Annotated in this window: 24 protein-coding genes, 3 tRNA genes and 1 pseudogene; 2 read left to right on the forward strand and 26 right to left on the reverse strand. The window is 67.2% G+C overall.

Annotated elements, in window-relative coordinates:
• The 5 genes and pseudogenes from ACE3OU_RS01820 to ACE3OU_RS01840 form a co-directional block, all read right to left on the reverse strand.
• Window positions 1-128, reverse strand: a 128-nt coding sequence (locus ACE3OU_RS01820) for a group II intron maturase-specific domain-containing protein (RefSeq protein ID WP_374240090.1), incomplete at its 3' end; no start/stop codon positions are given.
• Window positions 129-271: 143 nt separating this feature from the next.
• Window positions 272-703 carry a reverse transcriptase domain-containing protein gene (locus ACE3OU_RS01825; protein ID WP_374239829.1) on the reverse strand — a complete coding sequence of 144 codons (432 nt, stop codon included), beginning with the start codon at window positions 701-703 and terminating at the stop codon, window positions 272-274.
• 769 nt (window positions 704-1,472) lie between these two features.
• Entirely contained in the window at window positions 1,473-2,564 is a 1,092-nt protein-coding gene (pbpG, locus tag ACE3OU_RS01830) for a D-alanyl-D-alanine endopeptidase (protein ID WP_374239830.1), read from the reverse strand.
• 260 nt (window positions 2,565-2,824) lie between these two features.
• A pseudogene (locus ACE3OU_RS01835) lies at window positions 2,825-3,963 on the reverse strand (patatin-like phospholipase family protein).
• Window positions 3,964-4,032: 69 nt separating this feature from the next.
• Window positions 4,033-6,300: an NADP-dependent malic enzyme gene (locus ACE3OU_RS01840; protein WP_374239831.1), complete on the reverse strand. Its 2,268-nt coding sequence runs from the start codon at window positions 6,298-6,300 to the stop codon at window positions 4,033-4,035.
• A 283-nt stretch (window positions 6,301-6,583) separates the two neighbouring features.
• On the opposite strand from ACE3OU_RS01840, the gene ACE3OU_RS01845 reads away from it, so the two are divergent.
• Window positions 6,584-8,440, forward strand: coding sequence for a phosphoenolpyruvate carboxykinase (GTP) (locus ACE3OU_RS01845; RefSeq protein WP_374239832.1), 1,857 nt, complete (start codon window positions 6,584-6,586; stop codon window positions 8,438-8,440).
• Between the two features lie 85 nt (window positions 8,441-8,525).
• On the forward strand, window positions 8,526-9,689 hold the full coding sequence (locus ACE3OU_RS01850; protein ID WP_374239833.1) for a pyridoxal phosphate-dependent aminotransferase: 1,164 nt from the start codon (window positions 8,526-8,528) through the stop codon (window positions 9,687-9,689).
• Between the two features lie 155 nt (window positions 9,690-9,844).
• Here ACE3OU_RS01850 and ACE3OU_RS01855 read toward each other — a convergent pair whose 3' ends face one another.
• The 21 genes from ACE3OU_RS01855 to ACE3OU_RS01955 form a co-directional block, all read right to left on the reverse strand.
• The gene (locus ACE3OU_RS01855; protein ID WP_374239834.1) at window positions 9,845-10,504 is read right to left on the reverse strand and encodes a transglycosylase SLT domain-containing protein; all 660 of its coding nucleotides are present in this window, start codon (window positions 10,502-10,504) and stop codon (window positions 9,845-9,847) included.
• 540 nt (window positions 10,505-11,044) lie between these two features.
• Window positions 11,045-11,668: a 1,6-anhydro-N-acetylmuramyl-L-alanine amidase AmpD gene (ampD, locus tag ACE3OU_RS01860; protein ID WP_374239835.1), complete on the reverse strand. Its 624-nt coding sequence runs from the start codon at window positions 11,666-11,668 to the stop codon at window positions 11,045-11,047.
• Between the two features lie 85 nt (window positions 11,669-11,753).
• A tRNA-Gly gene (locus tag ACE3OU_RS01865) sits at window positions 11,754-11,829 on the reverse strand.
• A 16-nt stretch (window positions 11,830-11,845) separates the two neighbouring features.
• Window positions 11,846-11,919: transfer RNA gene (locus ACE3OU_RS01870), tRNA-Cys, on the reverse strand.
• A gap of 39 nt (window positions 11,920-11,958) precedes the next feature.
• A tRNA-Gly gene (locus ACE3OU_RS01875) sits at window positions 11,959-12,034 on the reverse strand.
• A 58-nt stretch (window positions 12,035-12,092) separates the two neighbouring features.
• Window positions 12,093-12,665, reverse strand: a complete 573-nt coding sequence (pgsA, locus tag ACE3OU_RS01880; RefSeq protein ID WP_374239836.1) for a CDP-diacylglycerol--glycerol-3-phosphate 3-phosphatidyltransferase — start codon at window positions 12,663-12,665, stop codon at window positions 12,093-12,095.
• 17 nt (window positions 12,666-12,682) lie between these two features.
• A complete protein-coding gene (uvrC, locus tag ACE3OU_RS01885; protein ID WP_374239837.1) occupies window positions 12,683-14,476 on the reverse strand; it encodes an excinuclease ABC subunit UvrC in 1,794 nt (597 codons plus the stop codon).
• Window positions 14,477-14,490: 14 nt separating this feature from the next.
• Window positions 14,491-15,528, reverse strand: a complete 1,038-nt coding sequence (nagZ, locus tag ACE3OU_RS01890; protein WP_374239838.1) for a beta-N-acetylhexosaminidase — start codon at window positions 15,526-15,528, stop codon at window positions 14,491-14,493.
• The gene (acpS, locus tag ACE3OU_RS01895; protein WP_374239839.1) at window positions 15,525-15,902 is read right to left on the reverse strand and encodes a holo-ACP synthase; all 378 of its coding nucleotides are present in this window, start codon (window positions 15,900-15,902) and stop codon (window positions 15,525-15,527) included. The genes nagZ and acpS overlap by 4 nt, the downstream gene beginning before the upstream one ends.
• The gene (locus ACE3OU_RS01900) at window positions 15,899-16,660 is read right to left on the reverse strand and encodes a pyridoxine 5'-phosphate synthase (protein ID WP_374239840.1); all 762 of its coding nucleotides are present in this window, start codon (window positions 16,658-16,660) and stop codon (window positions 15,899-15,901) included. Before ACE3OU_RS01900 ends, acpS begins: the two co-directional genes overlap by 4 nt.
• The gene (recO, locus tag ACE3OU_RS01905; RefSeq protein WP_374239841.1) at window positions 16,657-17,394 is read right to left on the reverse strand and encodes a DNA repair protein RecO; all 738 of its coding nucleotides are present in this window, start codon (window positions 17,392-17,394) and stop codon (window positions 16,657-16,659) included. Before recO ends, ACE3OU_RS01900 begins: the two co-directional genes overlap by 4 nt.
• A gap of 21 nt (window positions 17,395-17,415) precedes the next feature.
• Entirely contained in the window at window positions 17,416-18,324 is a 909-nt protein-coding gene (gene era / locus ACE3OU_RS01910; protein ID WP_374239842.1) for a GTPase Era, read from the reverse strand.
• Window positions 18,324-18,992, reverse strand: coding sequence for a ribonuclease III (rnc, locus tag ACE3OU_RS01915; protein WP_374239843.1), 669 nt, complete (start codon window positions 18,990-18,992; stop codon window positions 18,324-18,326). Before rnc ends, era begins: the two co-directional genes overlap by 1 nt.
• A gap of 9 nt (window positions 18,993-19,001) precedes the next feature.
• Entirely contained in the window at window positions 19,002-19,370 is a 369-nt protein-coding gene (locus tag ACE3OU_RS01920; protein ID WP_374239844.1) for a DUF4845 domain-containing protein, read from the reverse strand.
• Window positions 19,371-19,372: 2 nt separating this feature from the next.
• Entirely contained in the window at window positions 19,373-20,161 is a 789-nt protein-coding gene (gene lepB, locus ACE3OU_RS01925) for a signal peptidase I (RefSeq protein ID WP_374239845.1), read from the reverse strand.
• A 33-nt stretch (window positions 20,162-20,194) separates the two neighbouring features.
• Window positions 20,195-21,991, reverse strand: coding sequence for a translation elongation factor 4 (gene lepA / locus ACE3OU_RS01930; RefSeq protein WP_374239846.1), 1,797 nt, complete (start codon window positions 21,989-21,991; stop codon window positions 20,195-20,197).
• 65 nt (window positions 21,992-22,056) lie between these two features.
• Window positions 22,057-22,308: a glutaredoxin family protein gene (locus ACE3OU_RS01935; protein WP_374239847.1), complete on the reverse strand. Its 252-nt coding sequence runs from the start codon at window positions 22,306-22,308 to the stop codon at window positions 22,057-22,059.
• Complete coding sequence (locus ACE3OU_RS01940; RefSeq protein ID WP_374239848.1) at window positions 22,298-23,740, reverse strand: DegQ family serine endoprotease; 1,443 nt, start codon at window positions 23,738-23,740, stop codon at window positions 22,298-22,300. The genes ACE3OU_RS01935 and ACE3OU_RS01940 overlap by 11 nt, the downstream gene beginning before the upstream one ends.
• Complete coding sequence (locus tag ACE3OU_RS01945; RefSeq protein ID WP_374239849.1) at window positions 23,728-24,183, reverse strand: SoxR reducing system RseC family protein; 456 nt, start codon at window positions 24,181-24,183, stop codon at window positions 23,728-23,730. The genes ACE3OU_RS01940 and ACE3OU_RS01945 overlap by 13 nt, the downstream gene beginning before the upstream one ends.
• A complete protein-coding gene (locus ACE3OU_RS01950; protein ID WP_374239850.1) occupies window positions 24,183-25,151 on the reverse strand; it encodes a MucB/RseB C-terminal domain-containing protein in 969 nt (322 codons plus the stop codon). Before ACE3OU_RS01950 ends, ACE3OU_RS01945 begins: the two co-directional genes overlap by 1 nt.
• On the reverse strand, window positions 25,148-25,672 hold the full coding sequence (locus tag ACE3OU_RS01955) for a sigma-E factor negative regulatory protein (protein ID WP_374239851.1): 525 nt from the start codon (window positions 25,670-25,672) through the stop codon (window positions 25,148-25,150). Before ACE3OU_RS01955 ends, ACE3OU_RS01950 begins: the two co-directional genes overlap by 4 nt.

Below are 25,672 nucleotides of genomic sequence, written 5' to 3' on the forward strand. Positions count from 1 at the left end.
CACTCATCGAGCTCGCAAAACACCTTGGGCGTCTGCGCAAGTTGGAAGGAGCCCTTCCAGCCCGGCAGGCAAGTCCGCAATCGTTCAACGAACTCCGGCAGGCTGCGCCCACCCGAACGTCTCGTCATTTCCCGGAGGCGTTGCTTGAAGGTCGCTTTGGCTTTGTCGGCAACCTTGCACCGGACCTGACCGCCTGGACCATACCAGAGAGTATAGCCCAGGAACTTCCGGCTCGAGGCCGCGGCAACCGCCGATTTTCAGGTGGAGTCGGTCATAGCGCTTCGTCAGGCCCGCCAGCACCCGGTCGCCCGCCTTGCGGCGTGCCTTCGTACCGCTCCATGACCACACCGCCATCCATGATCCCCGCCACGAGGTCGCGACGGATCCGCCGCAGCACGGCCTTGTCGTCGATTCGCCTCGCCAGCCGGGCCATCAGGATGTCGTGATTGACCCGGTCGAAGAATTTCTCCAGATCCACATCGACCACCACCCGGGTGCCATCCTGTACGTAGCGCTGTGCTTCGAGCAACGCGTCGTGCGCACGGCGTCCCGGTCGGAAGCCATAACGGTGTTCGGAGAACGTCGGGTCAATTCTGGGCTGCAAGACTTGCAGCAGGGCTTGCTGGATCAGCCGATCCGTCACCGTCGGGATCCCCAGCTCACGCACGCCCCCGTCAGGCTGCGGGATCTGGACGCGGCGCACCGGCGCGGGCCGGTAGCTGCCATCCAGTCAAGACGCCCGAATCCGGGGCCAGTGCGCGCTCAGCTCGTCCGCCGTCTCGGCAATCGACAATCCATCCACTCCAGCACTGCCACGATTGGATTTGACGCGTTTCCACGCCGCCCCCATGTTCGCGCTCGCGAGCGCCTGCGCAAGCAGGTCGTCTCGCCCTGGGCTTGCGGTTTCATGCCGCACCGTCCGTGCTTCATCGTGCACCGCTTCCGGCGCGGCTTCACTTCGCCCTCCCGCGTTTCGCCCCGGCTCACCGGGCTTCTGATGCTCTGCACGTCCGAGCGACATGGCCTTCGGCCCTCCTACTCGTTCGGCCCTTCCTCGTCGGCCTTCGACCTCACCGGTCCCGCTTCCGAGTACTACGACCTCTGCTGACCTCTCGCTCCGGTTCAGCTCCGTCGCCCTTTCAGGCGCAAGGCGAGATCTCCCCAGGTAAGAACGCACTCCTTCGCGGCACAACCGCCGGATCTACGCCGCGTCGCCTTGATCACGAGCGCTTCGCGGTTGCGTGCCCGCTCGCCCTGCTCGGCAGCGCCTTCTATCCGGTTCTTGTCCATCGGCTCGCAGCTTATGCTCTGCGCGTCCTCCCCACGCTCGGTCACCCTCACGCAGTTGCGCTTCACTTCGTGCGCTGTGATCCACTTACGGTGGGACTTGCACCCGCAGGAGTGCGCCCATGCTGGGCGCACGCAAAAAAGGCGCCCGGGAGGCGCCCTTTTGCTTGCCGGAGCCGGCAGGCTCAGGTGGACGGGGTGCGTACGGCACCGGCGATCTTCTGCTGCATCGCCGCGCTCTCCAGCCAGCGCTTCACGCGCTGGGCATCGGCCACCCGGGTGAAGCGGCCGAAGGAATCGAGCAGCACGATGATCATCGGCTTGTTGAGCAGCCAGGCCTGCATCACCAGGCACTTGCCCGACTCGTTGATGAAACCGGTCTTGGAGACGCCGATCTGCCAGTCGGGGCTGCTCACCAGGGCGTTGGTGTTGTTGAACTGGCGCATCCGCCCGTTGAGGGACACCGGGTAGTTGGCGGTCGTCGAGAACTCGCGGATCAGCGGGTAGCGGGAGGCCGCGGAGACCATCCGCACCAGATCGCGGGCGCTGGACACGTTGGCCGAGTTGAGGCCGGTGCTGTCGGAGAAGCGGGTGTCGCGCAGGCCGAGGGCCGCCGCCTTGCGGTTCATCGCGGCGACGAAGGCCGGCAGGCCGCCGGGGTAGTTGCGCCCGAGGGCCGAGGCGGCGCGGTTCTCTGACGACATCAGGGCCAGGCGCAGCATGTCCTCGCGGGTGAGTTCGGTGCCCACCGGCACGTGGGAGCTGCTGTTGCGCAGGGTGTCCACGTCTTCGTTGGCCACCACCAGCACTTCGCTCAGGCTCAGCCGCGCGTCGAGGACCACCATCGCGGTCATCAGCTTGGTGATGGAGGCGATCGGCAGGACGGCGTCGGAGTTCTTCTCGAGCAGCACCGAGCCGGTGGCCTGGTCGGCGATCATGAAGGCGGCGGAGTGGAGCAGCGGATTGCCTTCGTTGTCCACGTCGGGCGCACCCACCGGGGCGCTGCGCGGGGCGACGGAGGCGGCCTGAGCCAGTTGCGCGCGGCGGGCCTGGCGGGCCTCGGCGCGGGCGAACTTGATCGGCTTGGTCGGGCGCACCGCGACGACCTTGGCCGCCTTGGCGACCTTCTCGGCCTTCGCCGTGCGGGCCGGACTCTCCTTGGCAACCGAGACCTTCTTGGATGCCTTTTGCTGCGACGCAGCAAAAACATCGGCGGGCGCCAGATGGGTCAGCGCGAACACGCCCAGCAGGGTCATCAGGGATTTACGGATTTTCATCGTCTTTCAAGTACTTCGTTGCGGGAAGAAGGATTCTTCCGGGGTGAAACAGAAAACAAACAGGAAACCGTAATCAGCCTTGCCTGCGAAACGGGACCCCCTCACGGGGGACGGCTCCGCAGGCCTCCGGCGTGGCGGGAAGCCGCGGCGGCAGACTTCTCATTCAAAATAAGGCTTTATTTTAAATTTTTGAAGCATCTTGTGAATGATTTTTTTGCGTTGCCCGAATTGGTGCAGGACGCCTCACCGGCCCCCGGCCGTCACGCCTGCCCGACCCGCAGGAAGCGGGCGAGATCGTCGCGGCGGCTCATCGCGTCGCGGTAGCCGAGCTCGATCAGCGCACGGGTGTAGCCGGTCTCGAAGAGCAGGTAGGAGAGCAGCACCGAGCCGTTCTTCCGCGTTGCACCAATCCCGCTCAGGGCCAGGCGCAGGGCCTTCGGCAGGGCATTCCGGTGGCGGGCGGCAAGATAATCCAGGCGCTGGGACGGTGCAATCACCAGGATGTCGAGGGGCTTGAGGGGGATGCCGGCGGCCCGCCGCAGCTCTGGCGGGATCGCCGTGACGGTGGCGTTGATGCGCTCCAGGCGCTCGAGGTCGGTGGACAGCCCGTCGAGGAAGATGCTCGACATGCGTGGCCCGCCACCTGGGCCGGCGACGGATAGGCGTCGGCGCGCTGGCGCGCCTCCTCGGAGCGGCGCCCGCCGGCGATCACCAGGATGCGCTGCGCGCCCAGGTGGATCACCGGGCTGATGGGGGCCAGCTGCCGCATCGACCCGTCGCCGAAATACTCGCGGTTGATGCGTACCGCCGGAAACACGAAGGGGATGGCGCTGGAGGCCATCAGGTGGTCCACCTGCAGTTCGGCGCGCACCCCGATGCGCTGGGCCCGCCGCCAGGGCTGAAGATCTTCCCGCCCCTGGAAGAACGACAGGCTCTCGCCGGAGGTGTAGCCCGAGGCGGTGACCGTCACGGCCTCCAGGTGGCCGCCGGCGACGGCCCTGCCGATCGCCGAGAAATCCAGGTGCTCCGTGAGCAGGGCCCGCAGCGGGGCGTTGTCGAGGAGCGAGCGCGGCGACTGGCGGACCAGCCAGCCCAGGAAGATCGCCGACCCCCAGCGCAGCGCCGACCCGGCGATGGCCAGGGTGTCGGCGCGGTAGATCTGGCCGACATGGAAGTTGCGCCAGATGTGGGCCAGCCGGCGCACCCCGGCATCGAAATCCGCGGCGAACACCGCCAGCGCGACCGCGTTGATCGCCCCGGCGGAAGTTCCGCAGAGGATGGGGAAAGGGTTGCCGGGCCGCTTTCCCCACACCTCCCGGATCGCCAGCAGCACGCCGACCTGATAGGCCGCGCGCGCTCCGCCCCCGGTCAGCACGAGGGCCGTCTTGTCTTCCGTCATCACACCTCCGGTCCGCCGCCCATGCCTGAAGGATAGCGGCGGCCGGCGCGCAATGCACGGATTGACGTTTCAGCGCCCCGCCTCGACGACCGTCAGGGCGGTCATGTTGACGATACGCCGGACGGTTGCCGTCGGCGTGAGGATATGCACCGGCTTGCCCGCCCCGAGCAGGATGGGGCCGATCGTCATGCCGTCGCCGGCCGCCGTCTTGAGGAGGTTGAAGGCGATGTTGGCCGCGTCGAGGGTCGGGAAGATCAGCAGGTTGGCGTCCTCGCGCATCCGGGCGTTGGGGAAGACCTGGTTGCGGATGCCGGCGTCGAGGGCCGCGTCACCGTGCATCTCGCCTTCGACGTCGAGCTCGGGGTGCTCGTTGTGGAGCATCACCAGGGCCTTGCGCATCTTCTCGGCGGTGGGCGAGTTGTCGGTGCCGAAGCTGGAGTGGGACAGCAGCGCGATGCGCGGCTGGATGCCGAAGCGGCGGACCTCGTCGGCGGCCAGGCGGGTCATCTCGACCACCTGCTCGGGGGTCGGGTCGTAGTTCACGTAGGTGTCGCACAGGAAGACCGTGCGGCCCGGAAGCGCCAGCAGGTTCATGGTGTAGCAGTTGCGCACCCCCTTCTGGCGGCCGAGCACCGTCTCGATGAACTTGAGGTGCAGCCCGTGCATGCCGTAGGTGCCGCAGATCATCCCGTCGGCGTAGCCGAACTTGACCAGCAGCGAGCCGAACAGGGTCGCGCGGCGGCGCACCTCGCGCCGGGCGTAGTCCACCGACACGCCCTTGCGCTCCATCAGCGAGTGGTAGTGGGTCCACAGCTGCTCGTAGCGCGGATCGGCGTCCGGGTTGACCATCTCGAAGTCCAGCTCCGGGCGCAGGCGCAGGCCGAAGCGTTCGATGTTGTCGACCATCACCTCCGGCCGGCCGATCAGGATCGGGCGGCACACGCCCTCATCCACCACCGTCTGCACCGCGCGCAGCACGCGCTCGGATTCACCCTCCGAGAAGATGATGCGCTTGGGCGCCCGCTTGGCGGCCTGGAACACCGGCTTCATCACCAGGCCCGAATGCCACACGAAGTTGTTGAGCTGCTGCCGGTAGGCCTCGAAATCGGAGATCGGCCGCGTCGCGACGCCCGACTCGATGGCCGCGCGGGCCACCTCGGGGGCGATCTTGACGATCAGGCGCGGGTCGAAGGGCTTGGGGATGATGTACTCGGGGCCGAAGCCGGCGACGTTCTCGCCGTAGGCCGCCACCACGATGTCGGAGGCCTCGGCGCGGGCCAGCTCGGCGATCGCCTTGACCGCCGCCAGCTTCATCTGGTCGGTGATCGTCGTGGCGCCCACGTCGAGGGCGCCGCGGAAGATGAAGGGGAAGCACAGGACGTTGTTCACCTGGTTCGGGTAGTCCGAACGGCCGGTGGCCATCAGCGCGTCGTCGCGCACCTTGCGGACTTCCTCGGGCAGGATCTCGGGGGTCGGGTTGGCCAGCGCCATGATGAGCGGCCGCGGCGCCATCTTCGCGACCATCTCGGGCTTCAGCACGCCGCCGGCGGAGAGGCCCAGGAAGACGTCGGCCCCCTCGATCACCTCGCCGAGGGTGCGCGCGTCGGTGACCTTGGCGTAGCGGCCCTTGATCGGGTCCATCAGCTTGGTGCGGCCCTCGAAGACGACGCCCTCGATGTCCGTCACCCAGATGTTCTCGACCGGCACGCCCAGCATCACCAGCAGGTCGAGGCAGGCCAGCGCCGCCGCGCCGGCGCCGGAGGTCACCAGCTTGACCTTGGCGAGGTCCTTGCCGAGCAGGTGCAGGCCGTTGAGGATCGCCGCGCCGACCACGATCGCGGTGCCGTGCTGGTCGTCGTGGAAGACCGGGATCTTCATGCGCTCGCGGAGCTTCTTCTCGATGTAGAAGCACTCAGGCGCCTTGATGTCCTCGAGGTTGATGCCGCCGAAGGTGGGCTCCAGGGCCGCAATCATGTCGATCAGCTTGTCGGCGTCGGGCTCGTCGATCTCCAGGTCGAACACGTCGATGCCGGCGAACTTCTTGAACAGCACGGCCTTGCCTTCCATCACCGGCTTGGCCGCCAGCGGCCCGATGTTGCCGAGGCCGAGCACCGCGGTGCCGTTGGTGACGACGCCGATCAGGTTGCTGCGCGAGGTAAGGTTGGCCGCCTCGGCCGGGTCTTCGACGATGGCGTCGCAGGCCGCCGCCACGCCCGGCGAATAGGCCAGCGACAGATCCTGCTGGTTGGTCAGCGCCTTGGTCGGCGTGACGGAGATCTTCCCCGGCCTGGGCAGGCGGTGGTACTCCAGTGCGGCCTGGCGGATACGTTCGTCCATGGTTTCTCCCTCTTGGTTTGTTGTTCCGTTCGAATGACCACATGCTGCAGGCCCGTAATATCGGACGCAATTCGTGACATCCACAGCAGTTCACGCGTGACGTCTGAATTACTTCCGGGCCTGAAGCGTGGCATAATAAACAGCTACGTTCTTACGGGTTAATCCCGATTGACGACAATAATAACGCGCCGCGCGCCCTTGGCCAGAAGACGCGAAGACCACGCCGGTATCTCCCCCTCCGGCAAAGTGCACTCACGCATCCGTAACGTTGGAGAATCGTTAGATGTCCCAAAGCATTGCTCAAGCCGCGATCGCTGCCGCGCCCGCCTACGTCAAGAACGAAAAACTCAAGCAGTGGGTCGGTGAAATCGCCGCGCTCACCGAGCCCGATCGAGTCGTCTGGTGCGATGGCTCCCAGGAAGAGTATGACCGCCTGTGCGCCGAGATGGTCGAGGCCGGCATGCTCATCAAGCTGAACCCGGAAAAGCGCAAGAACTCCTACCTTGCCTGCTCCGACCCCTCCGACGTCGCCCGCGTCGAAGACCGCACCTACATCTGCTCCGTCAACAAGGACGACGCCGGCCCGACCAACAACTGGGAAGACCCGGTCAAGATGCGTGAAACCCTGAACGGTCTGTTCAAGGGCTGCATGCACGGTCGCACCCTCTACGTCATCCCGTTCTCGATGGGCCCGCTCGGCTCCCCGATCGCCCACATCGGCGTCGAGATCTCCGACAGCCCCTACGTGGTCGTCAGCATGCGCACCATGACCCGCATGGGCAAGGCCGTCTACGACGTGCTCGGCACCGACGGCGAGTTCGTGCCCTGCGTGCACACCGTCGGCGCTCCGCTCGGCCATGGCGAGAAGGACTCCTCCTGGCCGTGCAACCCGACCACCAAGTACATCGTCCACTACCCCGAGACCCGCGAGATCTGGTCCTACGGCTCCGGCTACGGCGGCAACGCGCTGCTCGGCAAGAAGTGCTTCGCGCTGCGCATCGCCTCCAACATGGCCCGCGACGAAGGCTGGCTGGCCGAGCACATGCTGATCCTCGGCGTCGAGAGCCCCGAAGGCGAGAAGACCTACGTGGCCGCCGCCTTCCCGTCCGCCTGCGGCAAGACCAACTTCGCGATGCTGATCCCGCCGACCTCCTTCAACGGCTGGAAGATCTCCACCGTCGGTGACGACATCGCCTGGATCAAACCCCGCAAGGATGCCGACGGCACCACCCGCTTCTACGCGATCAACCCGGAAGCCGGCTTCTTCGGCGTCGCCCCCGGCACCTCCGAGAAGACCAACTACAACGCCCTGGCCACCCTCAAAGAGAACATCATCTTCACCAACGTCGCACTCACCGACGACGGCGACGTGTGGTGGGAAGGCCTGACCAAGGAAGCCCCGGCCCACCTGATCGACTGGCAGGGCAAGGACTGGACCCCGGAGATCGCCAAGGAAACCGGCCGCAAGGCGGCCCACCCGAACTCCCGCTTCACCGCCCCGGCCAGCCAGTGCCCGTCCATCGACCCGGCCTGGGAAGACCCCGCCGGCGTGCCGATCTCCGCCTTCATCTTCGGCGGCCGTCGCGCAACCACCGTGCCGCTGGTGTACCAGGCCTTCAACTGGAACTACGGCGTCTACATGGCCGCCACCCTCGGCTCCGAGACCACCGCGGCCGCCTTCGGCGCCCAGGGCGTGGTGCGTCGCGACCCGTTCGCGATGCTGCCCTTCTGCGGCTACCACATGGGCGACTACTTCAACCACTGGCTGAAGATGGGTCACACCGTCGACCAGGCCCCCGGTATCTTCTGCGTCAACTGGTTCCGCATGAACGAGAAGGGTGAGTTCATGTGGCCGGGCTTCGGCGAGAACATGCGCGTCCTGAAGTGGATCGTCGACCGCGTCCGCGGCCGTGTCCACGCCAAGGAAAACGCCCTCGGCTGGATGCCCCAGTACGAAGACATCGACTGGACCGGCTCCGACGTCAGCAAGGAAGAGTTCGAAGCCCTCACCCAGGTCGACGCCGAAGCCTGGAAGACCGAGCTGGCTGGCCACAAGGAGTGGTTCGAGAAACTCCAGGACCGCCTGCCCAAGCAGTTCATGCTCAAGCGCGAGCTGTTCGAGCTGGCCATGTCGGTGTAAGTTGGTTGTCGGCAGCCGGAAGGCTGCCGCGGCTCAGAAAAGGCGCCGGGCAACCGGCGCTTTTTGTTTTTATCGAGGAATCCCCATGAACAAGATCGCCCGCCGGATGGCCGACATCCAGCCCTTCCACGTAATGGAAATCCTGAAGCGCGCCCATCAGCTGGAAGCCGCCGGACGCGACATCATCCACCTCGAAGTCGGCGAGCCGGACTTCCCCACCCCGCCGACCATCGTCGAGGCGGCCCGCGACTTTCTGGCCGGCGGCCACGTGCATTACACCCCGGCGCTGGGCCTCACCGCCCTGCGCGAAGCCATCGCCCGCTTCTACCACGACCGCTTCGGCGCCGACGTCGCCCCCGAGCGCATCATCGTGACCCCGGGCGCCTCGGGCGCCCTCATGCTGGCCCTGGCCGTCACCACCGACCCGGGCGACGAATGGCTGCTGCCCGACCCGGGCTATCCCTCGAACCGGCACCTGGTGCGCAGCTTCGAAGGCGTCGCACGGGCCCTGCCGGTGGATGCCTCGACCCGCTTCCAGCCCACCCCGGCCCAGGTTGCCGACGCCTGGACGGCGCGCACCCGCGGACTGATGATGGCCTCACCGGCCAACCCCACCGGCACCCTGCTCAGCCTGGACGAGATCGTTGCGCTGCAAGAGACGGTGGCTGCCCGCGACGGCATCCTGATCGTGGACGAGATCTACCAGGGGCTCAACTATGGCATCGATGCGAGCACGGCCCTGAGCCGCCTCGACGACGTCTTCGTGGTGAACAGCTTCTCGAAGTACTTCGGCATGACCGGCTGGCGACTCGGCTGGGTGGTGGCGCCCCAGGCCTACGTGCGCCAGATCGAGAAGCTCGCCCAGCACTTCTTCATCTCGCCGTCCACGCCAGCCCAGCATGCGGCCCTGGCGGCCTTCACGCCAGCCACCCTGGAGATCCTCGAGGAACGCCGCCACGCCTTCGCCGCGCGCCGCAACACGCTGCTGCCGGCGCTGCGCGAACTCGGCTTCCGCTTCGCCACGGAGCCGCAGGGCGCGTTTTATCTGTACGCGGACATCTCGGATCTGGCCGACAACAGCGAAACCCTCGCGCGGCGCCTGATCGAGGATGCCGGCGTGGCCACGACGCCCGGCATCGACTTCGGCGACAACGCCCCAGACCGCCACCTGCGCATCGCCTACACGACCGAGGAGGCGCGCCTCGTCGAAGCCGCCGAACGCATCGCCAGCGTGCTGCGCGCCGGCTGAGGGCGCGCGGGCCTGAAATCTGAAAAAACGGGCTGCCGGGCTGGCAGCCTGAAGGATGCATCGGCGGGCTGGGCGGCACAGCGGCAGGGATTGCAGCCAGCCCCGCCGCCGCCCCGGAGCCGGTGGTTGCCCCGACTCCGAAGGCCCCGCCGCGCTCAGGCGCCGACGAACTTGCCGCCGCTGCGGGCCGCCTGGCTGAGCTGGGCCTTCACGGCCATGACCTTGCTGGCGTAGGGCGCCGCCGGATCGCTGGAGCCGTTGTACTGCTGCAGGGCCCGCTCCACCGAGCCGGTGGTCTGGATGTATTCCTTGAGCACCAGCGCGCCGACGCGGATATTGGTGTTGGGGTCGAACATGGCGCTGCGGTCGGCTTTGACGTCCACCTTGTCCGGATGCCACCGGGGGATCACCTGCATCAGCCCCTGGGCGCCCATCGGGCTCTCGGCGAAGGGGTTGAAGCGGGACTCGATGGCCATCACGGCCACGAGGAGGAGCGGATCGACACCCACGCTGCGACCGGTCTGCTGGGCCGCCGCCAGGAGCGGCTCGAGGGCCACCGCCGACACCTGGTAGCGCTTGGCCACATAGGCCTTCACGCGCTGCAGGTCGGGGCTCAGCTTGACCGGCGTCTCGGCGGCCTCGGCCACCGGCTCGATGGCGGGTTCGTCATCGACCATGGCGCTGACGGACGGCTCCGCCGCACCGAAACTACCCAGGGACAAACCCTGAACGCCGTGATTGGCAATGCGCGAGGCAATGAACAGGGTGACGATGAGCCCGGCGACGAGAAGCCCGCCGTGGGCGAAGTGAAGCATGAATGAAGCCGCGTGACGTGCGTACTTCGCGATACGAGTTGCGAACATGGCTCTCCTTTCTGTGGCCACAGCCCGTCGAACGCGCACGCAAACCCACCCGAAGAAAAAGGGAGGCAGGATATCCGTGATGCTTCACCCGACAGCCCCGGGAAGCGGGGCCAGGTTCAACTCATCGGCCAGACTTCAGCCGAAGGCACTCGAAAGACTAGGTCGCCAGGGGTTGATCCAAACACGCTGACGCAACCAGACAGCGTGCCAAAAAAAGCGCCAAAACCAGACCTTTGAGATGGTCAGTAACCGGGGAGGGACGCCCGGTCATGCGACGGTTTCAGCGCTGACGTTTAACAAAAAAATGCATGCTGCACAGCACACAATACGCATTGTATTGATTCGATTCACTTTTGTCAATCCCCGGCCCTGCCGGGGGATCGTGAAGCAAGTCACATTGCATACATCGAAAGATGGCACGACAGGGCGCCGGGACACTGGACAAAAGGAAATCCCAGTGCCTGCGCGGGTTTCAGGGACCCTGCCGACGCCTCAAAGCGGGCGCCCCTGGAGCGGAAAAGGCCAGCGCATATACGCCGGGTCGGCACCGCCATCCCCCTCCCCGGGCTCGACCAGAACCGCAATCCGAGCTGCCCCCAGGTCGCGCAGATGCTGCCGCAAACGCCCCCACGAAAAATACGGCCCCGGATCGGTCTTGCGCCCCGGCGCGATGTCCGAATGGCCGACCACCCCCTCGACCGGAAAGCGGGCACACAGCTCGACCAGCAGCCCAGCCAGCACGGCGTACTGGACGCCCTCGAAGGGCAGGCTGTCACAGCCTTCCAGCTCGATCCCGACGGAGAAGTCGTTGCAGCGCTCCCTGCCCCGCCACGACGACACACCGGCGTGCCAGGCCCGCTTCTCGGGGGGAACGAAACAGATCAGCTCGCCGTCACGGCGGATGAAGTAATGCGCCGAGACGCGCAGATGATGGATCGTCGCGTAGAAAGGGTGCCCTGCAGGGTCGAGGCGGTTGGTGAACAGCTGTTCGACCCCCGCCCCGCCAAACCGGTCCGGCGGCAGGCTGATAGCGTGCACGACGACCAGCGACGGCAGCTCGCCGCCAGACCGCTCATCGCAATTGGCAACAGGCACGGAGGGAAAGGAGACTTTCATGGAGCAGCCCCTGGAGAGCCGCGCGCGGCGGCGCGCCGGACAAAACAAAACGGGGAAAACGAATCATCGTTTTCCCCGTTAATCCTGGAGCGGCAGAAGAGTCTCGAACTCTCGACCTCAACCTTGGCAAGGTTGCGCTCTACCAACTGAGCTACTGCCGCATCAAACTTCACAAACTGGAGGCGCGAGCCGGAGTCGAACCGACCTACACGGATTTGCAATCCGGTGCATAACCGCTTTGCTATCGCGCCGTGCATCTTACGGAACAAGCAACGCTCATCCCAGAATCCTGGAGCGGCAGAAGAGTCTCGAACTCTCGACCTCAACCTTGGCAAGGTTGCGCTCTACCAACTGAGCTACTGCCGCTGAAAGAGCCGCCATTATAGACAGCCAGACAGGCTTGTCAACACGAACACTCAGAAATTTATCGGCTGCGTTTCTGCAGCTCGGGCCAGGCGCAGCGCATGTAGTAGCCCATCGACCACAGGGTGAGCACGGCCGCCACGTAGATCAGCAGGGTGCCGAGCTTGAGGCTGTCGACGCCCAGCACGGGCGACTCGATCAGCAGCAGCGGGATCGCCGACATCTGGGCCGCCGTCTTGAGCTTGCCCACGAAGGCCACCGCGACGCTGCCGGAGGCGCCGACCTTGGCCATCCACTCCCGCAGGGCCGAGATGGTGATCTCGCGACCGATGATCACCAGCGCGATCAGGGAATCCACCCGCCCGAGGTGCACCAGCACGATGAGCGCCGCCGCTACCATCAGCTTGTCCGCCACCGGGTCGAGGAAGGCGCCGAAGGCCGAGGTCTGCCCCAGGCTGCGGGCCAGGTAGCCGTCGAACCAGTCGGTCACCGCGGCGGCGATGAAGGTAAGGGTGGCGATCAGGTTCTTGTTCTCGGCCGACATGACGTCGGGCGGCAGGTAGTAGATGCCGACGAAGAACGGGATCAGCGCGATGCGCGCCCAGGTCAGGGAGTTGGGTATGTTGAAGGGCATTGGGACATTGACTGCGGCTATCGCAGGGCATTGTATATCTGTTCTGCGAGGTGCCGGTTGATCCCATCCACCCGGCAGAGGTCTTCGACCGTGGCATCGCGCACGCCGTCGAGGCCGCCGAAGGCCGCCAGCAGCTTGCGACGGCGCGTCGGCCCGACGCCGGGGATGTCCTCGAGGCGGGAGGTGTTGCGGGCCTTGGCGCGCCGGGCGCGGTGGCCGGTGATCGCAAAACGGTGGGCCTCATCGCGGATCTCCTGGATGAGGTGGAGGGCCGGTGCGTCGGGGCGCATGTGCACCGGCTCGCGACCGTCGGGGAAGACCAGCTCCTCGAGGCCCGGCTTGCGGCTCTCCCCCTTGGCGACGCCAAACATGGTGATGTCGAGGCCGAGCTCGGCCAGCACCTCGCGGGCGACGCCCATCTGCCCCTTGCCGCCGTCGATGAGGATGAGGTCCGGCCGGACGCCCTCACCGCTGGCCACCTTCTCGTAGCGCCGGGTGAGGGCCTGGCGCATCGCCGCGTAATCGTCGCCCGGGGTGATGCCGGCGATGTTGTAGCGGCGGTATTCGGACTTCTTCATGGCGCTGCCGTCCCACACCACGCAGGAGGCCACGGTGGCCTCGCCCATCGTGTGGGAGATGTCGAAGCACTCGATGCGCCGTGGCGTGTCGGCCAGCTGCAGCGCATCGCGCAGGGCCTCGAGGCGCAGCTCGCCCCGCGACGACTCCTGCTCGCGGGCCAGCAGGGCGAGGCCGGCGTTGTTTTCGGCCATCCCGATCCAGGCCCGCTCGTTCTCGTAGCGGGCGGCAACGACCACCACCTTGCCGTCGACGATCGCCTCGAGGGCTTCTCGCACCGGCGCCGGGTCGAGATTGACGAGGATGCGCCCCGGCAACGGATGATCCTGGTAATGCTGCTCGACGAAGGCCACCAGCGCATCGAGGGGCGCGCAGCCCTGGGCGTTGGCCGGAAACAGCGGCCGGTCACCCAGATGGCGCCCGCTGCGGATCATCGCCAGATTGACGCACACCAGCCCGCCCCGCTCCACCGCCGCCAGCACGTCCACGTCCTCGTCGCGGGCGCTCTCGACGAACTGCTTGTGGAGCACCGCCTGCAGGTTGCGGATCTGGTCACGGTAGGCGGCGGCCTGCTCGAAGGCCAGGCGGTCGGAGGCCTCCTGCATGCGCCGCGAGAGATCGTCCACCACGTCGCCATGGCGCCCGCCGAGGAACAGGCTGGCGAGACGCACGTCGGCGGCGTAGGCCTCCTTGTCGATCATCCCGACACAGGGGCCGGTGCAGCGCTGGATCTGGTACAGCAGGCAGGGCCGCGAGCGGTTGCTGAAGGTGCTGTCCTCGCAGGTGCGCAGGCGGAAGATCTTCTGCATCAGGTGCAGGGTGTCCCGCACCGCCCACGAGTTGGGGAACGGCCCGAAGTAGCGCACGCCTTTGCGGAAGCCGCCCCGGTGGTAGTAGATCTGCGGAAACTCGTCACCCGACAGGGCGATGTAGGGGTAGGACTTGTCGTCCCGAAACAGGATGTTGTACTTGGGCCCGAGGCTCTTGATGAGGTTGTTCTCGAGGATCAGCGCCTCGGCTTCGGAGCGGGTGGCGGTGGTGTCCACGCGCACCACCTGCCCCACCATGATCGCGATGCGCGGCGACAGCTGGGTGCGCTGAAAATACGACGACACCCGCCGCTTGAGGTTCTTGGCCTTGCCCACGTAGAGCACCACCTCGCCCTCGCCTATCATGCGATAGACCCCGGGCTCCTCGGTGAGCGTGCGCAGGAAGGCCTTGGCGTCGAAGCTCATCGTGGCGGGCCCGCTCAGGCCAGGGCCAGCACGCGGTCGCGGGCCTGGCTGTAGGGCGCCCAGCCGTCAAGGGTGGCCGGGTCGGCGGGCAGGCTGCCCTCCCGCGGGCGCAGGGCGGCGATACGCTCGGCGCTGCCGGCGGCCAGGGTCGGATGCCAGCGGTCGAGGAGCTGCACCGCCAGATCGGGCCGGTTGCACACCAGCACCATGTCGCAGCCGGCCGCGTGGGCCGCGCCGGCCCGGGCGACGATATCGCCGGCCACGCTGGCCCCTTCCATGGTCAGGTCGTCGCTGAAGATCACCCCGCCGAAGCCGAGCCGCCCGCGCAGCACCTCCTGCAGCCAGAAGGGCGAAAAGCCCGCCGGGCGCGGGTCGATCTTTCCGAAGATCACGTGGGCGGGCATCACGCCGGCCAGCTCGCCGGCCAGCAGGCGGAAGGGCTGCACGTCTTCGGCCCACACCGCCTCGAAGCCGCGGCCATCCACCGGGATCGCCACGTGGGAGTCGGCCTCCACCGCGCCGTGGCCGGGGAAGTGCTTGCCCACCGCGCCCATGCCCGCTTCGCGGAGGCCGGCGACGAGGGCACGGGCCAGCTCGGCGGCCACCTGCGGATCGCGGTGGAAGGCGCGGTCGCCGATCACCGAACTCACACCGTAATCGAGGTCGAGCACCGGCGCGTAGCTGAGGTCGACGCCATGGGCGCGCAGCTCGGCGGCCAGCACGAAGCCGGCGCTGCGGGCCGCCTCCCGAGCCGCAGCCGGATCGGCGCCCCAGGCCTCGCCGAAGCGGCGCATCGCCGGCAGCCGGGTGAAACCCTCGCGGAAGCGCTGCACGCGGCCGCCTTCATGGTCCACCGAGATCACCAGGCCCGGGCGCACCGCCCGGATCGCCGCCGTCAGCGCCCGCAGCTGGCCTGGCTCGGCGTAGTTGCGGGCAAACAGGATCACGCCGCCGACCAGCGGGTGCTGCAGGATCTCGCGCTCCTCGGCGCTGACTTCGTGGCCGACCACGTCGAGCATGACGGGACCGGCGGGGCGATGGGATGGCTTCATGGTTTTTCGATGACGGCAAAGGCGACGACGTAGTCGGTTTCGTCGGAGAGGCTCAGATGGGCGTGCAACCCGCGCTCGCGCATGTACTCGGCGAGGGCCGGGGAAAATTCGAACAGCGGCTTGCCCAGCGCGTCATGGCCGACGCGCACCGCGTGGAGCGTGGCCGGCGCGGCGACGCCGGTGCCAAGGGCCTTGCCGAAGGCCTCCTTGGCGGCGAAGCGCTTGGCCAGCAGGCGGGCCGGGTCGGGCGCGGCGGCGAAGGCTGCGCGCTCGGAGGCGTCGAGGATGCGCTCGGCGAAGCGGGCGCCGTGGCGGGCCAGCGCCTCGGTGAGGCGCGCCACCCGCACGATGTCGGTGCCGACGCCGTGGATCACGGCCGCAGGCCGCGTTCGGCGCCCTCGCGCATCAGGCGCTTCATTTCGCGCACGGCCTCGCGCAGGCCGGTGAACACCGACCGGCTGATGATGGAGTGGCCGATGTGCAGCTCGCGGATGCCGGTGAGGCGGGCAATGGGCTGGACGTTGTAGTAGTTGAGGGCGTGGCCGGCGTTGAAGCGCATGCCGAGGCTGCGCACCGCGGCCCCCGCGTCGGCGATCCTGGCGATCTCGGCCAGCACCGCCGGGCTCTCGGCGTCGCGGCCGGCGGCATGGAAGGCGTGGGCGTAGGGGCCGGTGTGGATCTCGCAGACCTTGGCGCCGATGCGCGCCGCGGCCTCCACCTGGGCGACATCGGCGTCGATGAAGACGCTGACGATGATGCCCCGGTCGGCCAGGCGGGCCACCGCGTCCTTCAGCTGCACCTCCTGGGCGACGATGTCGAGGCCGCCCTCGGTGGTGACCTCGTGGCGCCCCTCGGGCACGAACATCGCCATTTCGGGCCTGATCTCGCAGGCGATGCCGACCATCTCGTCGGTGGCGGCCATTTCGAGGTTGAGCTTGATCTGGGTGAGATCACGCAGCTTGCGGACATCGGCGTCCTGGATGTGGCGGCGGTCTTCGCGCAGGTGCACGGTGATGCCGTCGGCGCCGCCGAGGTGAGCCTCGACGGCGGCCCACACGGGATCGGGCTCCCAGGTGCGCCGGGCCTGGCGCAGGGTGGCAACGTGGTCGATGTTGACGCCGAGTTCGATCAAGACGGATCTCCGGGAAAGGCAAACAGTTCGGTGAACACACGGCGGGACTGGAGCACCTGCCCGCCGAGGTAATGCTGGATCAGCCGGCGCATCAGCGCCTTGGCGCCGGCCAGGGTTTCGGGCTCGCGGAAGTCGCCGCGGGCCATGTCGAGGAGCACCCGGCCGGCCACCACCGACGCGTCGTCGATGCCGTATTCGTCGAGGGGCACCGCGCCGCGCTCGATTATATAGGCGTAGCGTACCTCGGGCCGGACCGGCACGCCGTCGGCGTCCGCATCCAGCTGCAGGCCGTAGCCGAGCTCCTGCAGCAGGGCAAGCTCGAAGCGGCGCAGGATGACCTCCTGCCCCTCCCCCGCCGCCAGCGCACGCAGGGCGTCGCCGTAGGCCCGGTAGAGGGTCGGGTGCGGATCTTCCCGCGGCAGCAGGCGCATCAGCAGCTCGTTGAGGTAATAGGCGCACAGCAGCGCCTGGCCGCCGAGCAGCGGCTGACCACCCTGCCATTCGGCGCGGACGAGGGTCTTCATCTCGCCACCGCCGCTCCAGTCGATCAGGAGCGGCTGGAAGGCCATCAGCACGCCGCGCAGCTGCGACATCGGCCGCCGCGCGCCCTTGGCCACCAGGCCCAGCCGGCCATGGTCGCGGCTGAAGATCTCGACGATCAGGCTGGTCTCGCGGTACGGGTAGCTGTGCAGCACGAAGCCCGGCTGCTGGTCGATGCGTTGCCTGGCGCTCACGGCCGTGCCACGACAGGGGGATTACTCGTAGCCGAGGCTCTTGAGCGCGCGCTCGTCGTCGGCCCAGCCGCTCTTGACCTTGACCCAGGTTTCGAGAAACACCTTGGAGTCGAACAGCTTCTCCATCTCGAGGCGGGCCTCGGTGGCGATGCGCTTGAGGCGCTCGCCGCCCTTGCCGATCACCATCGCCTTATGGGCGTCGCGGTCGACGATGATCGCCGCGTGGATGCGGCGCAGGCCGGGCTCGGCCTCGAACTTCTCGATCTCGACGGTCATGCCGTAGGGCAGCTCCTCGCCGAGTTGGCGGAACAGCTTCTCGCGCAGGAACTCGGCGGCCAGGAAGCGCTCGCTGCGATCGGTGATGTCGTCGGCGTCGAAGATCGGCTCGCCCTCGGGCAGGTAGGGCTCGGCGGCCTTCAGCAGCTCGGCGGTATTGCGGCCCTTCTCGGCGCTCACCGGGACGATCTCGGCGAAGGGGTAAACCGCGCTCATCTTCTGGAGGAAGGGCAGCATGCGGGCCTTGTCCTCGAGGAGGTCGACCTTGTTGACCACCAGGATCACCCTGGCGCCCTCGGGCAGCAGCTTGACCACCTGCTCGTCCGCCGGGCCGTAGCGGCCGCTCTCGATGACGAACAGCACGAGGTCGACATCGGCGAGCACCTGGGTGACGGTGCGGTTCATCGCCCGGTTGAGGGCGTTCTTGTGGCGGGTCTGGAAGCCCGGCGTGTCGACGAAGATGAACTGGGCCTGCCCCTCGGTGAGGACCCCCGTCACCCGGTGGCGGGTGGTCTGGGCCTTGCGCGAGACGATGCTGATCTTCTGGCCGACCAGCCGGTTGAGCAGGGTGGACTTGCCCACGTTGGGGCGGCCGACGATGGCCACGAAGCCGGTACGGAAGGGCTTGGCGGCGGCGCTGTTGGATTCGGTCATTACTTGGGAAGGAGCTCCAGCGCCCGCTGGGCGGACTGTTGTTCGGCGGCGCGGCGGCTCACGCCGACACCGCGGGTCTTGAGGCCAAGGCCGGCGATCTCGCACTCGACCTCGAATTCCTGCTGATGGGCCTCGCCACGGGTATCGGCGAGGGAGTACCGGGGCAGCGGCATGCGCCGGCCCTGCAGCCATTCCTGCAGGGCGGTCTTCGGGTCCTTGAGGGCGCGGGCGGGATCGAGGCCGGCGAGGGACGCCGCGTAGAGCCGGTCGATGACCGCCTTGGCGCCCTCGAAACCGGCATCCAGGAAGACCGCCGCGAAGATCGCCTCGAGGGCGTCAGCCAGGATGGACGGACGGCGATGGCCGCCGCTCTTCATCTCGCCCTCGCCGAGGCGCAGGTAGTCGCCGAGCTTGAGGCCGTCGGCAAGACGGTACAAGGCCTCCTGGCGCACGAGATTGGCCCGCAGGCGCGACATGTCGCCCTCGCGCAGCTCGCCGAAACGCTCGAACAGGGCGATGGCGATCACGCAGTTGACGATGCTGTCGCCGAGAAACTCCAGCCGCTCGTTGTGCGGCGAACCGAAACTGCGGTGGGTGACGGCCTGCTGGAGCAGCTCGGGGCGGGTGAAACGATGGCCGATGGCCTGCTGCAAGGCGTCGAGCTTCATGCGCGCCGCCTAGTGGTTGTCAGCGGTGGACACATTGAAATCGATGAGCAGGCTCACGTTGCCGAACAGCTTGACCTTGCGCGCGTACTCGACGGAGATGACGATGCGGCCGTCCTCCTTGGTGATGTCGAGATCGGAGGCGCTGACGGTGGTGACGTCGTCGACCATGGCGCGCTTGGAGAACGCGCTGCGCAGCTCCGAGACCGTCGCGGTCTGGGGATTGGCCCCCGCCACGACCGCCGCTATCGAGCGCTTGACGCCCATGAACTCGGAAATCACCGGAATCAGCTTGAGGCCGACCAGCAGCAGCGCGACAAGCACGGCACCGCCGACCATCACGCCGATCAGGGTAGCCCCGGACTGAGATTTATATTTCATGATCAATGGAAGCTGCCGATACGCTTCAGGTCACTGAAATTGAACCAGATGAAGAAGGCCTTGCCCACGATGTTTCCTTCCGGGACGAAACCCCAGCCCCGGCTGTCGTAACTCCCGTCCCGGTTGTCACCCATCATGAAGTAGTGCCCCGCCGGAACGGTGCAGGAAACGCCCCGGTTAGTATAGGTGCAGTTGTCGCGGAAAGGGTATTGAACGCTCTGCGATACGAAGGCCGGCGCGTCGTTCTCCACGATGATCTGGTGTTCTACCGCGCCGAGCTTCTCGGTGAAGCGCGGCGAATAGAACAGCCGCTCCGTGTGCAGGTAATCGCCGTCCGGCGTCTGGGTCATGGCCTGGCCGTTGATGGTGAGCTTCTTGTCGATGTACTCGACCTTGTCGCCCGGCAGACCGACGACACGTTTGATGTAGTCGAGGGACGGATCCTGGGGGAAGCGGAAGACCATCACGTCGCCCCGCTGGGGATGGCTCACTTCGACGACCTTCTTGTTGATCACCGGCAGGCGGATGCCGTAGATCCACTTGTTGACCAGGATGAAGTCGCCCACCAGCAGGGTCGGGATCATCGAACCGGACGGGATCTTGAAAGGCTCGACCACGAAGGAGCGCAGGCAGAACACCACCAGGATCACCGGGAAGAAGCTGGCCCCGTACTCGACCCACCAGGGGCTCTTGGCCCCCACGCTGCGGCGCTTGCTCGCCACAAAGTGGTCGAGGGCCCACAGGGCCCCGCTGACGAGGAGCAGTATGAAAAGAATCAACGCGAAATTCACGTAAGCACTCCTGCTGCCGGCCCGGGAGCCGGTTTATTTACCTTCGTCCACCCGCAACACGGCCAGGAACGCCTCCTGCGGGATTTCTACGTTGCCCACCTGCTTCATGCGCTTCTTGCCCTCTTTCTGCTTCTCGAGGAGCTTCTTCTTGCGGGTGATGTCGCCGCCGTAGCACTTGGCCAGCACGTTCTTGCGCAGCGCCTTGATGGTTTCGCGGGCGATGATGTGCGAACCGATCGCCGCCTGCACCGCCACGTCGAACATCTGCCGCGGGATGAGCTCGCGCAGCCTGGAGACGAGCTCGCGGCCGCGGTACTGGGAGCTCGCCCGGTGCACGATGATGGACAGCGCATCGACCTTCTCGCTGGACACCAGCACGTCGAGCTTGACCAGGTCGGCGGCACGGTACTCCTTGAAATCGTAATCGAGGGAGGCGTAGCCGCGGGAGACCGATTTCAGCTTGTCGAAGAAGTCCATCACCACTTCGTTCATCGGCATGTCGTAGATCAGCTGCACCTGGCGGCCGTGATAGCGCATGTCCACCTGCACGCCGCGCTTCTGGTTGCACAGGGTGATCACCGGGCCGACGTAGTCCTGGGGCAGGAAGATGGTGGCGGTGATGATGGGCTCGCGCACCTCCTCCACCTTGGAGAGGTCGGGCAGCTTGGACGGGTTCTCGATCTGCTGGACCGTGCCGTCCTTCATCAGGACTTCATACACCACGGTCGGCGCCGTGGTGATGAGGTTCATGTTGAACTCGCGCTCGAGGCGCTCCTGGACGATCTCCATGTGCAGCAGGCCGAGGAAGCCGCAGCGGAAGCCGAAGCCCAGCGCCTGGGAGACTTCCGGCTCGAACTGCAGGGAGGCGTCGTTGAGGCGCAGCTTCTCGAGGGACTCGCGGAGCTGGTCGTACTCGTTGGACTCGACCGGGTAGAGGCCGGCGAACACCTGGGGCTTGATCTCCTTGAAGCCGGCCAGCGGCTCGGCGGCAGGCCGGCCCGCCAGGGTGATCGTGTCGCCGACCTTGGCCGACTTGAGCTCCTTGATGCCCGCGATGATGAAGCCCACCTGGCCGGCGGAGATGCTGTCGCGGCTCTGGGACTTGGGCGTGAACACCCCGACCTGCTCGCACAGGTGCTGGCTGCCGTTGGACATGAAGAGGATCTTGTCCTTGGGCTTGAGCATGCCGTCGACCACGCGGACGAGCATCACCACGCCAACGTAGTTGTCGAACCACGAGTCGATGATCAGCGCCTTCAGCGGCGCCTCCGGGTCGCCCTTGGGCGGCGGGATGCGCGCGATGACCGCCTCGAGGATGTCCTCGACGCCCATGCCGGTCTTGGCCGAGCAGGGGATCGCGTCGCTCGCGTCGATACCGATCACGTCCTCGATCTCCTGCTTGGCGCCATCGGGGTTGGCCTGGGGCAGGTCCATCTTGTTGAGGACAGGCACCACCTCGACGCCCTGCTCCAGCGCGGTGTAGCAGTTGGCCACGGTCTGCGCCTCGACGCCCTGGGACGCATCGACCACCAGCAGGCCGCCCTCGCAGGCCGCCAGGGAGCGGGAGACTTCATAGGAGAAGTCCACGTGCCCCGGGGTGTCGATGAGGTTGAGGTTGTACACCTGGCCATCGCGGGCGCGATAGCTCAGCGCCGCCGTCTGGGCCTTGATGGTGATGCCACGCTCCCGCTCGATGTCCATCGAGTCGAGCACCTGCGCCTCCATCTCGCGGTCCGACAGACCGCCGCAGAGGTGGATGATCCGGTCGGCCAGGGTGGATTTACCGTGGTCGATGTGGGCAATGATCGAGAAGTTTCTGATGTGTTGCATGGGCCATGAAAAAGGGTGCCGGTGGGCACCCTTGAAAATTTGTTTGCCTGGCAAAGACTTGGATTCTAACCGATACGCTGGAAATGAGCACGAACCGCAGCTTCGTCGAGAAAGTAATGGCACAGTTCGCGCCCGCCGGCCAGCACCACCGGAACCTTCTCGCTCCACTCGGCCTCGAGCTCGGGGAAGGCGTCCACATCGAGCACCTCGACCTCGAAGCCGAGCTCGCCCTGCAGGGGCCTGAGGGCATCGAGCAGGTCGTGGCACAGATGGCACCACTCCCGGCTGAGCACGGTGAGACGGCGTTCAGCGTTCAAGGGTACGCACCGGCACGAAGGTCTGGGTGTCGCCCCGCTGCACCAGCAGGGTCACCGCCTGCCCCGGGTCGAGGGCGGCGACCACGCGGCCGAACTGCTCGGCCGAGCGCAGGTCGGTGCGCACACCGCGATTGACGATGGCCAGGATCGCGTCGCCGGCCTGGATCTCGGAAGCCCGCGCCGACGGGCTGCGCAGCGCCTCGACCACCACCCCCCCCGACGCCAGGCGGCTGTCACGCCTCTGCTGGACACTCGGGTCGGCGACCACGATGCCAAGCTTGTTGGGCGACACCTCCGGCCGGGCCATGGGCAGCACCGGCTTGCGCGGCTTGTCGTCCGGCAGCTCTGCCACCACCACCTGCATCTCCCGCTGGCTGCCCTTGCGCCACACCTGCACCGGCACGCGGCTGCCCGGACGGGTGCTGCCGACGAGGCGCGGCAGATCACCCGAAACCCCCACCGGGCGGCCGTCGAAGCGCAGCACGATGTCTCCCTGCTCGAGGCCGGCCCGGTCGGCCGGGCCGCCCTTCTCGACCGAGCTGACCAGCGCCCCCACCGGCTTGTCGAGCCGGAAGCCGTCGGCCAGCTCGCGGGACACCTCCTGGATGACCACCCCGATCCGGCCGCGCTGAACCCGGCCATGGGCCTTCAGCTGGCTCTGCACGTCCATCGCCACGTCGATGGGGATCGCGAACGAGAGGCCCATGAAGCCCCCCGTCTGGCTGTAGATCTGGGAATTGATGCCGATCACCTCGCCCTTCAGGTTGAACAGTGGCCCGCCGGAGTTGCCCGGATTGATCGCCACATCGGTCTGGATGAAGGGGACGAAGTTTTCCTGGGGCAGCGACCGCCCCTTGGCGCTGACGATGCCGGCGGTGACGGAGTTCTCGAAACCGAAGGGCGAACCAATGGCCAGCACCCAGTCCCCCACCCGCAGCTTGCCCGGATCCCCGAGGCTGACCTTGGGCAGGCCGCTGGCCTCGATCTTGAGCAGCGCCACATCCGAGCGCGGATCGGCCCCCATCAGGCGGGCACGGAACTCGCGCTTGTCGCTCAGCTTGACGATGATCTCGTCGGCGCCCTCCACCACATGGGCGTTGGTCAGCACATAACCATCGGACGACACGATGAAACCCGACCCCAGGGAGCGGTTGTCGGGGTCGATCTTCGGGCTGCCGCCCGGCTGACGGGGCACGAAGCGGCGGAAGAAGTCGAACATCGGGTCGTCTTCGTCGAGCCGCGGCAAGCCCGGCCGCGCCTGACGGAGCGCCTGCGTGGTGCTGATGTTCACCACCGCGGCCCCCTGACGGTCGGCGAGTTCGGCAAAATCGGGGAGATCCCGGGTCGGCGCCGCCGCCGCGGGCAGATGGACGGCCGCCGACGCAATCAGCGCCGCAGCCCAGACACGCAACAGACGACTCACCCGCGACACTCCCCCGGAGCCGTGCCGCCACCCCGCTCGAGGCGCACCGGCAACTCGGCACCAGCCGGCACCGGCTTACCGCGGACCAGCCAGACGGCGACACCGCCCCCGGCCAGCGCGCCGAGCCCGGCGGACAGATCCACCAGCCCCACCGGCGCAAACGAAGTCCCGAGCGCAGCCCCCGCCAGCACGCCAAGTACCGGCGCCGCATAGGCACGGAGGGCCGCCTTGAGCGGAACCCCGTCATCGATCACCACGCCGACCTGCTCGCCGGGCTGGGCGCCGGCGTCGTTGCAGACCTTGAGCACCTGCCGGGCGGCACCGAAAGGCTTCGCGATATTGACGCCGCCGCACCCCCCCGGCTCGTGGCAGCGGCCACAACCCTGGGCAACGGACACGTCCACCCACGCATAGGGCCCATCGACCCGCTGCACCACGCCATTCACCTTCATCAACGCTTCCGCATCTCGACACCGTCGGCGATACGCATCAGCGCCTGGGGCGGCACCTCGCCGAGCACGGTGATCAGCTTGTCGCCGATCGTCCGCCGGAAGATGTTGAACGCACCCGAGGTGCTCATGCCGCTCTGGGTGTTGTTCTTTGCCGCGAGGGGTTCGATGAACACCGAAATCGCCGCCAGGCCATCGGAGAAGACCACATGGTAGGCATCCCCGTGGCCATGGCGCGACGGCCGCAACACCGACACCACCTGACGGAAACCCGGAATGGTATGGCGGAAGGCCCAGCCGGTATCCTCCATCCGGACCTCGTTGCCGCGGGCGTTGACGACCTTCCAGTCGCTGCCGCGGACAAAACGCGGCCGCACCGTCTCCTTGTCGAAGGGCGCGCCGATGGTCACCTCGGTAAAGGTGAACTGCTCGACCGTCTCGCCCTTCTCGCCGACGATGCGCGCGCGCAGCAGCAGCCCCGACGCGACGTCGGCCCAGAAGTGATGCCCGAAACGCATGTCGTCCTTGGGCTCGAGGATGATCTGCTGGCTCTCCATGCCGGCGATCCGCACGACCTCACCCTTTCGGATGCGGTAGTGTTCGCCGAGCGCCGCCGGCGACTGGGGCAGCCGGGCCGGAAAGCTCCGGCGCGCCGAGGACTGGTCGACGATCAGGAGCTTCTGATCCGGCAGGAAACACTGCACTTCATCCTGGTTGCGGACGACCTCCCGCGGGCTCCCGTCGAGGGCTTCGAGGCGCTCGTATTCGGCGCCATTGCCATCCACGAGATGCGCGATGCGCGAGGTCTCTATGCTCTTGCCGCTCTGGTAGGTGAAGCTTCCGGTGTAATTGAGCTTGTGGGCTGCACTGGAAATCCGCCCGAGCCAGCTGAGGGGGTCCCCCGGCGTCTCGGCTGCAACAGCGCTGCCCCAGCACAGGGCGGCAACGAGGATGCTGAAGAGATGCTTCATCGTTCGCCGGCCACGCGGGTATCCGAGACCGTGCGTACGTAATGCGCCACCCCGGGCATGCCGGCGGCCGGCGCCATGGCCTGGTGGGCAAACAGGTATTCCCGCTCCGAAGCCTCGGCCGGCGCCAGCGCCACCCGCTCCACGGGCGCCGCCGCAACGGCGGCCGGCCTGGCACTGGCGAGGCGCTGCACCTCGGGAGCGGGGCCGTTCAGGGTCAGGGCAACCCAGCCCACAGCCGCAACGCCCATCACCGAGGCGGCGATCGGCATCAGCCGGGCAGCCCAGGCGGAGCGCTCCCGCCGGACCGGCGCCAGCACCGTCGGCTCGCCGTCGAGGCTCGCCATCACCTTGTCGGTAAAACCCGCCGACAGCGAGGACTCGTCGCGGAGGACGTCGCCGATCAGGCAATAGCGCTCCCAATCCTCGCACAAGCCCGCATCCCGCTTGATGGACTCGAACACTCGCGCGGAGGCGTCGTCGTCGAGCGCGCCATCCAGCAGGGCAGAGACTCTTTCTTTCAT

It is taken from the genome of Zoogloea sp. (assembly GCF_041908905.1).
GTDB lineage: Bacteria > Pseudomonadota > Gammaproteobacteria > Burkholderiales > Rhodocyclaceae > Zoogloea.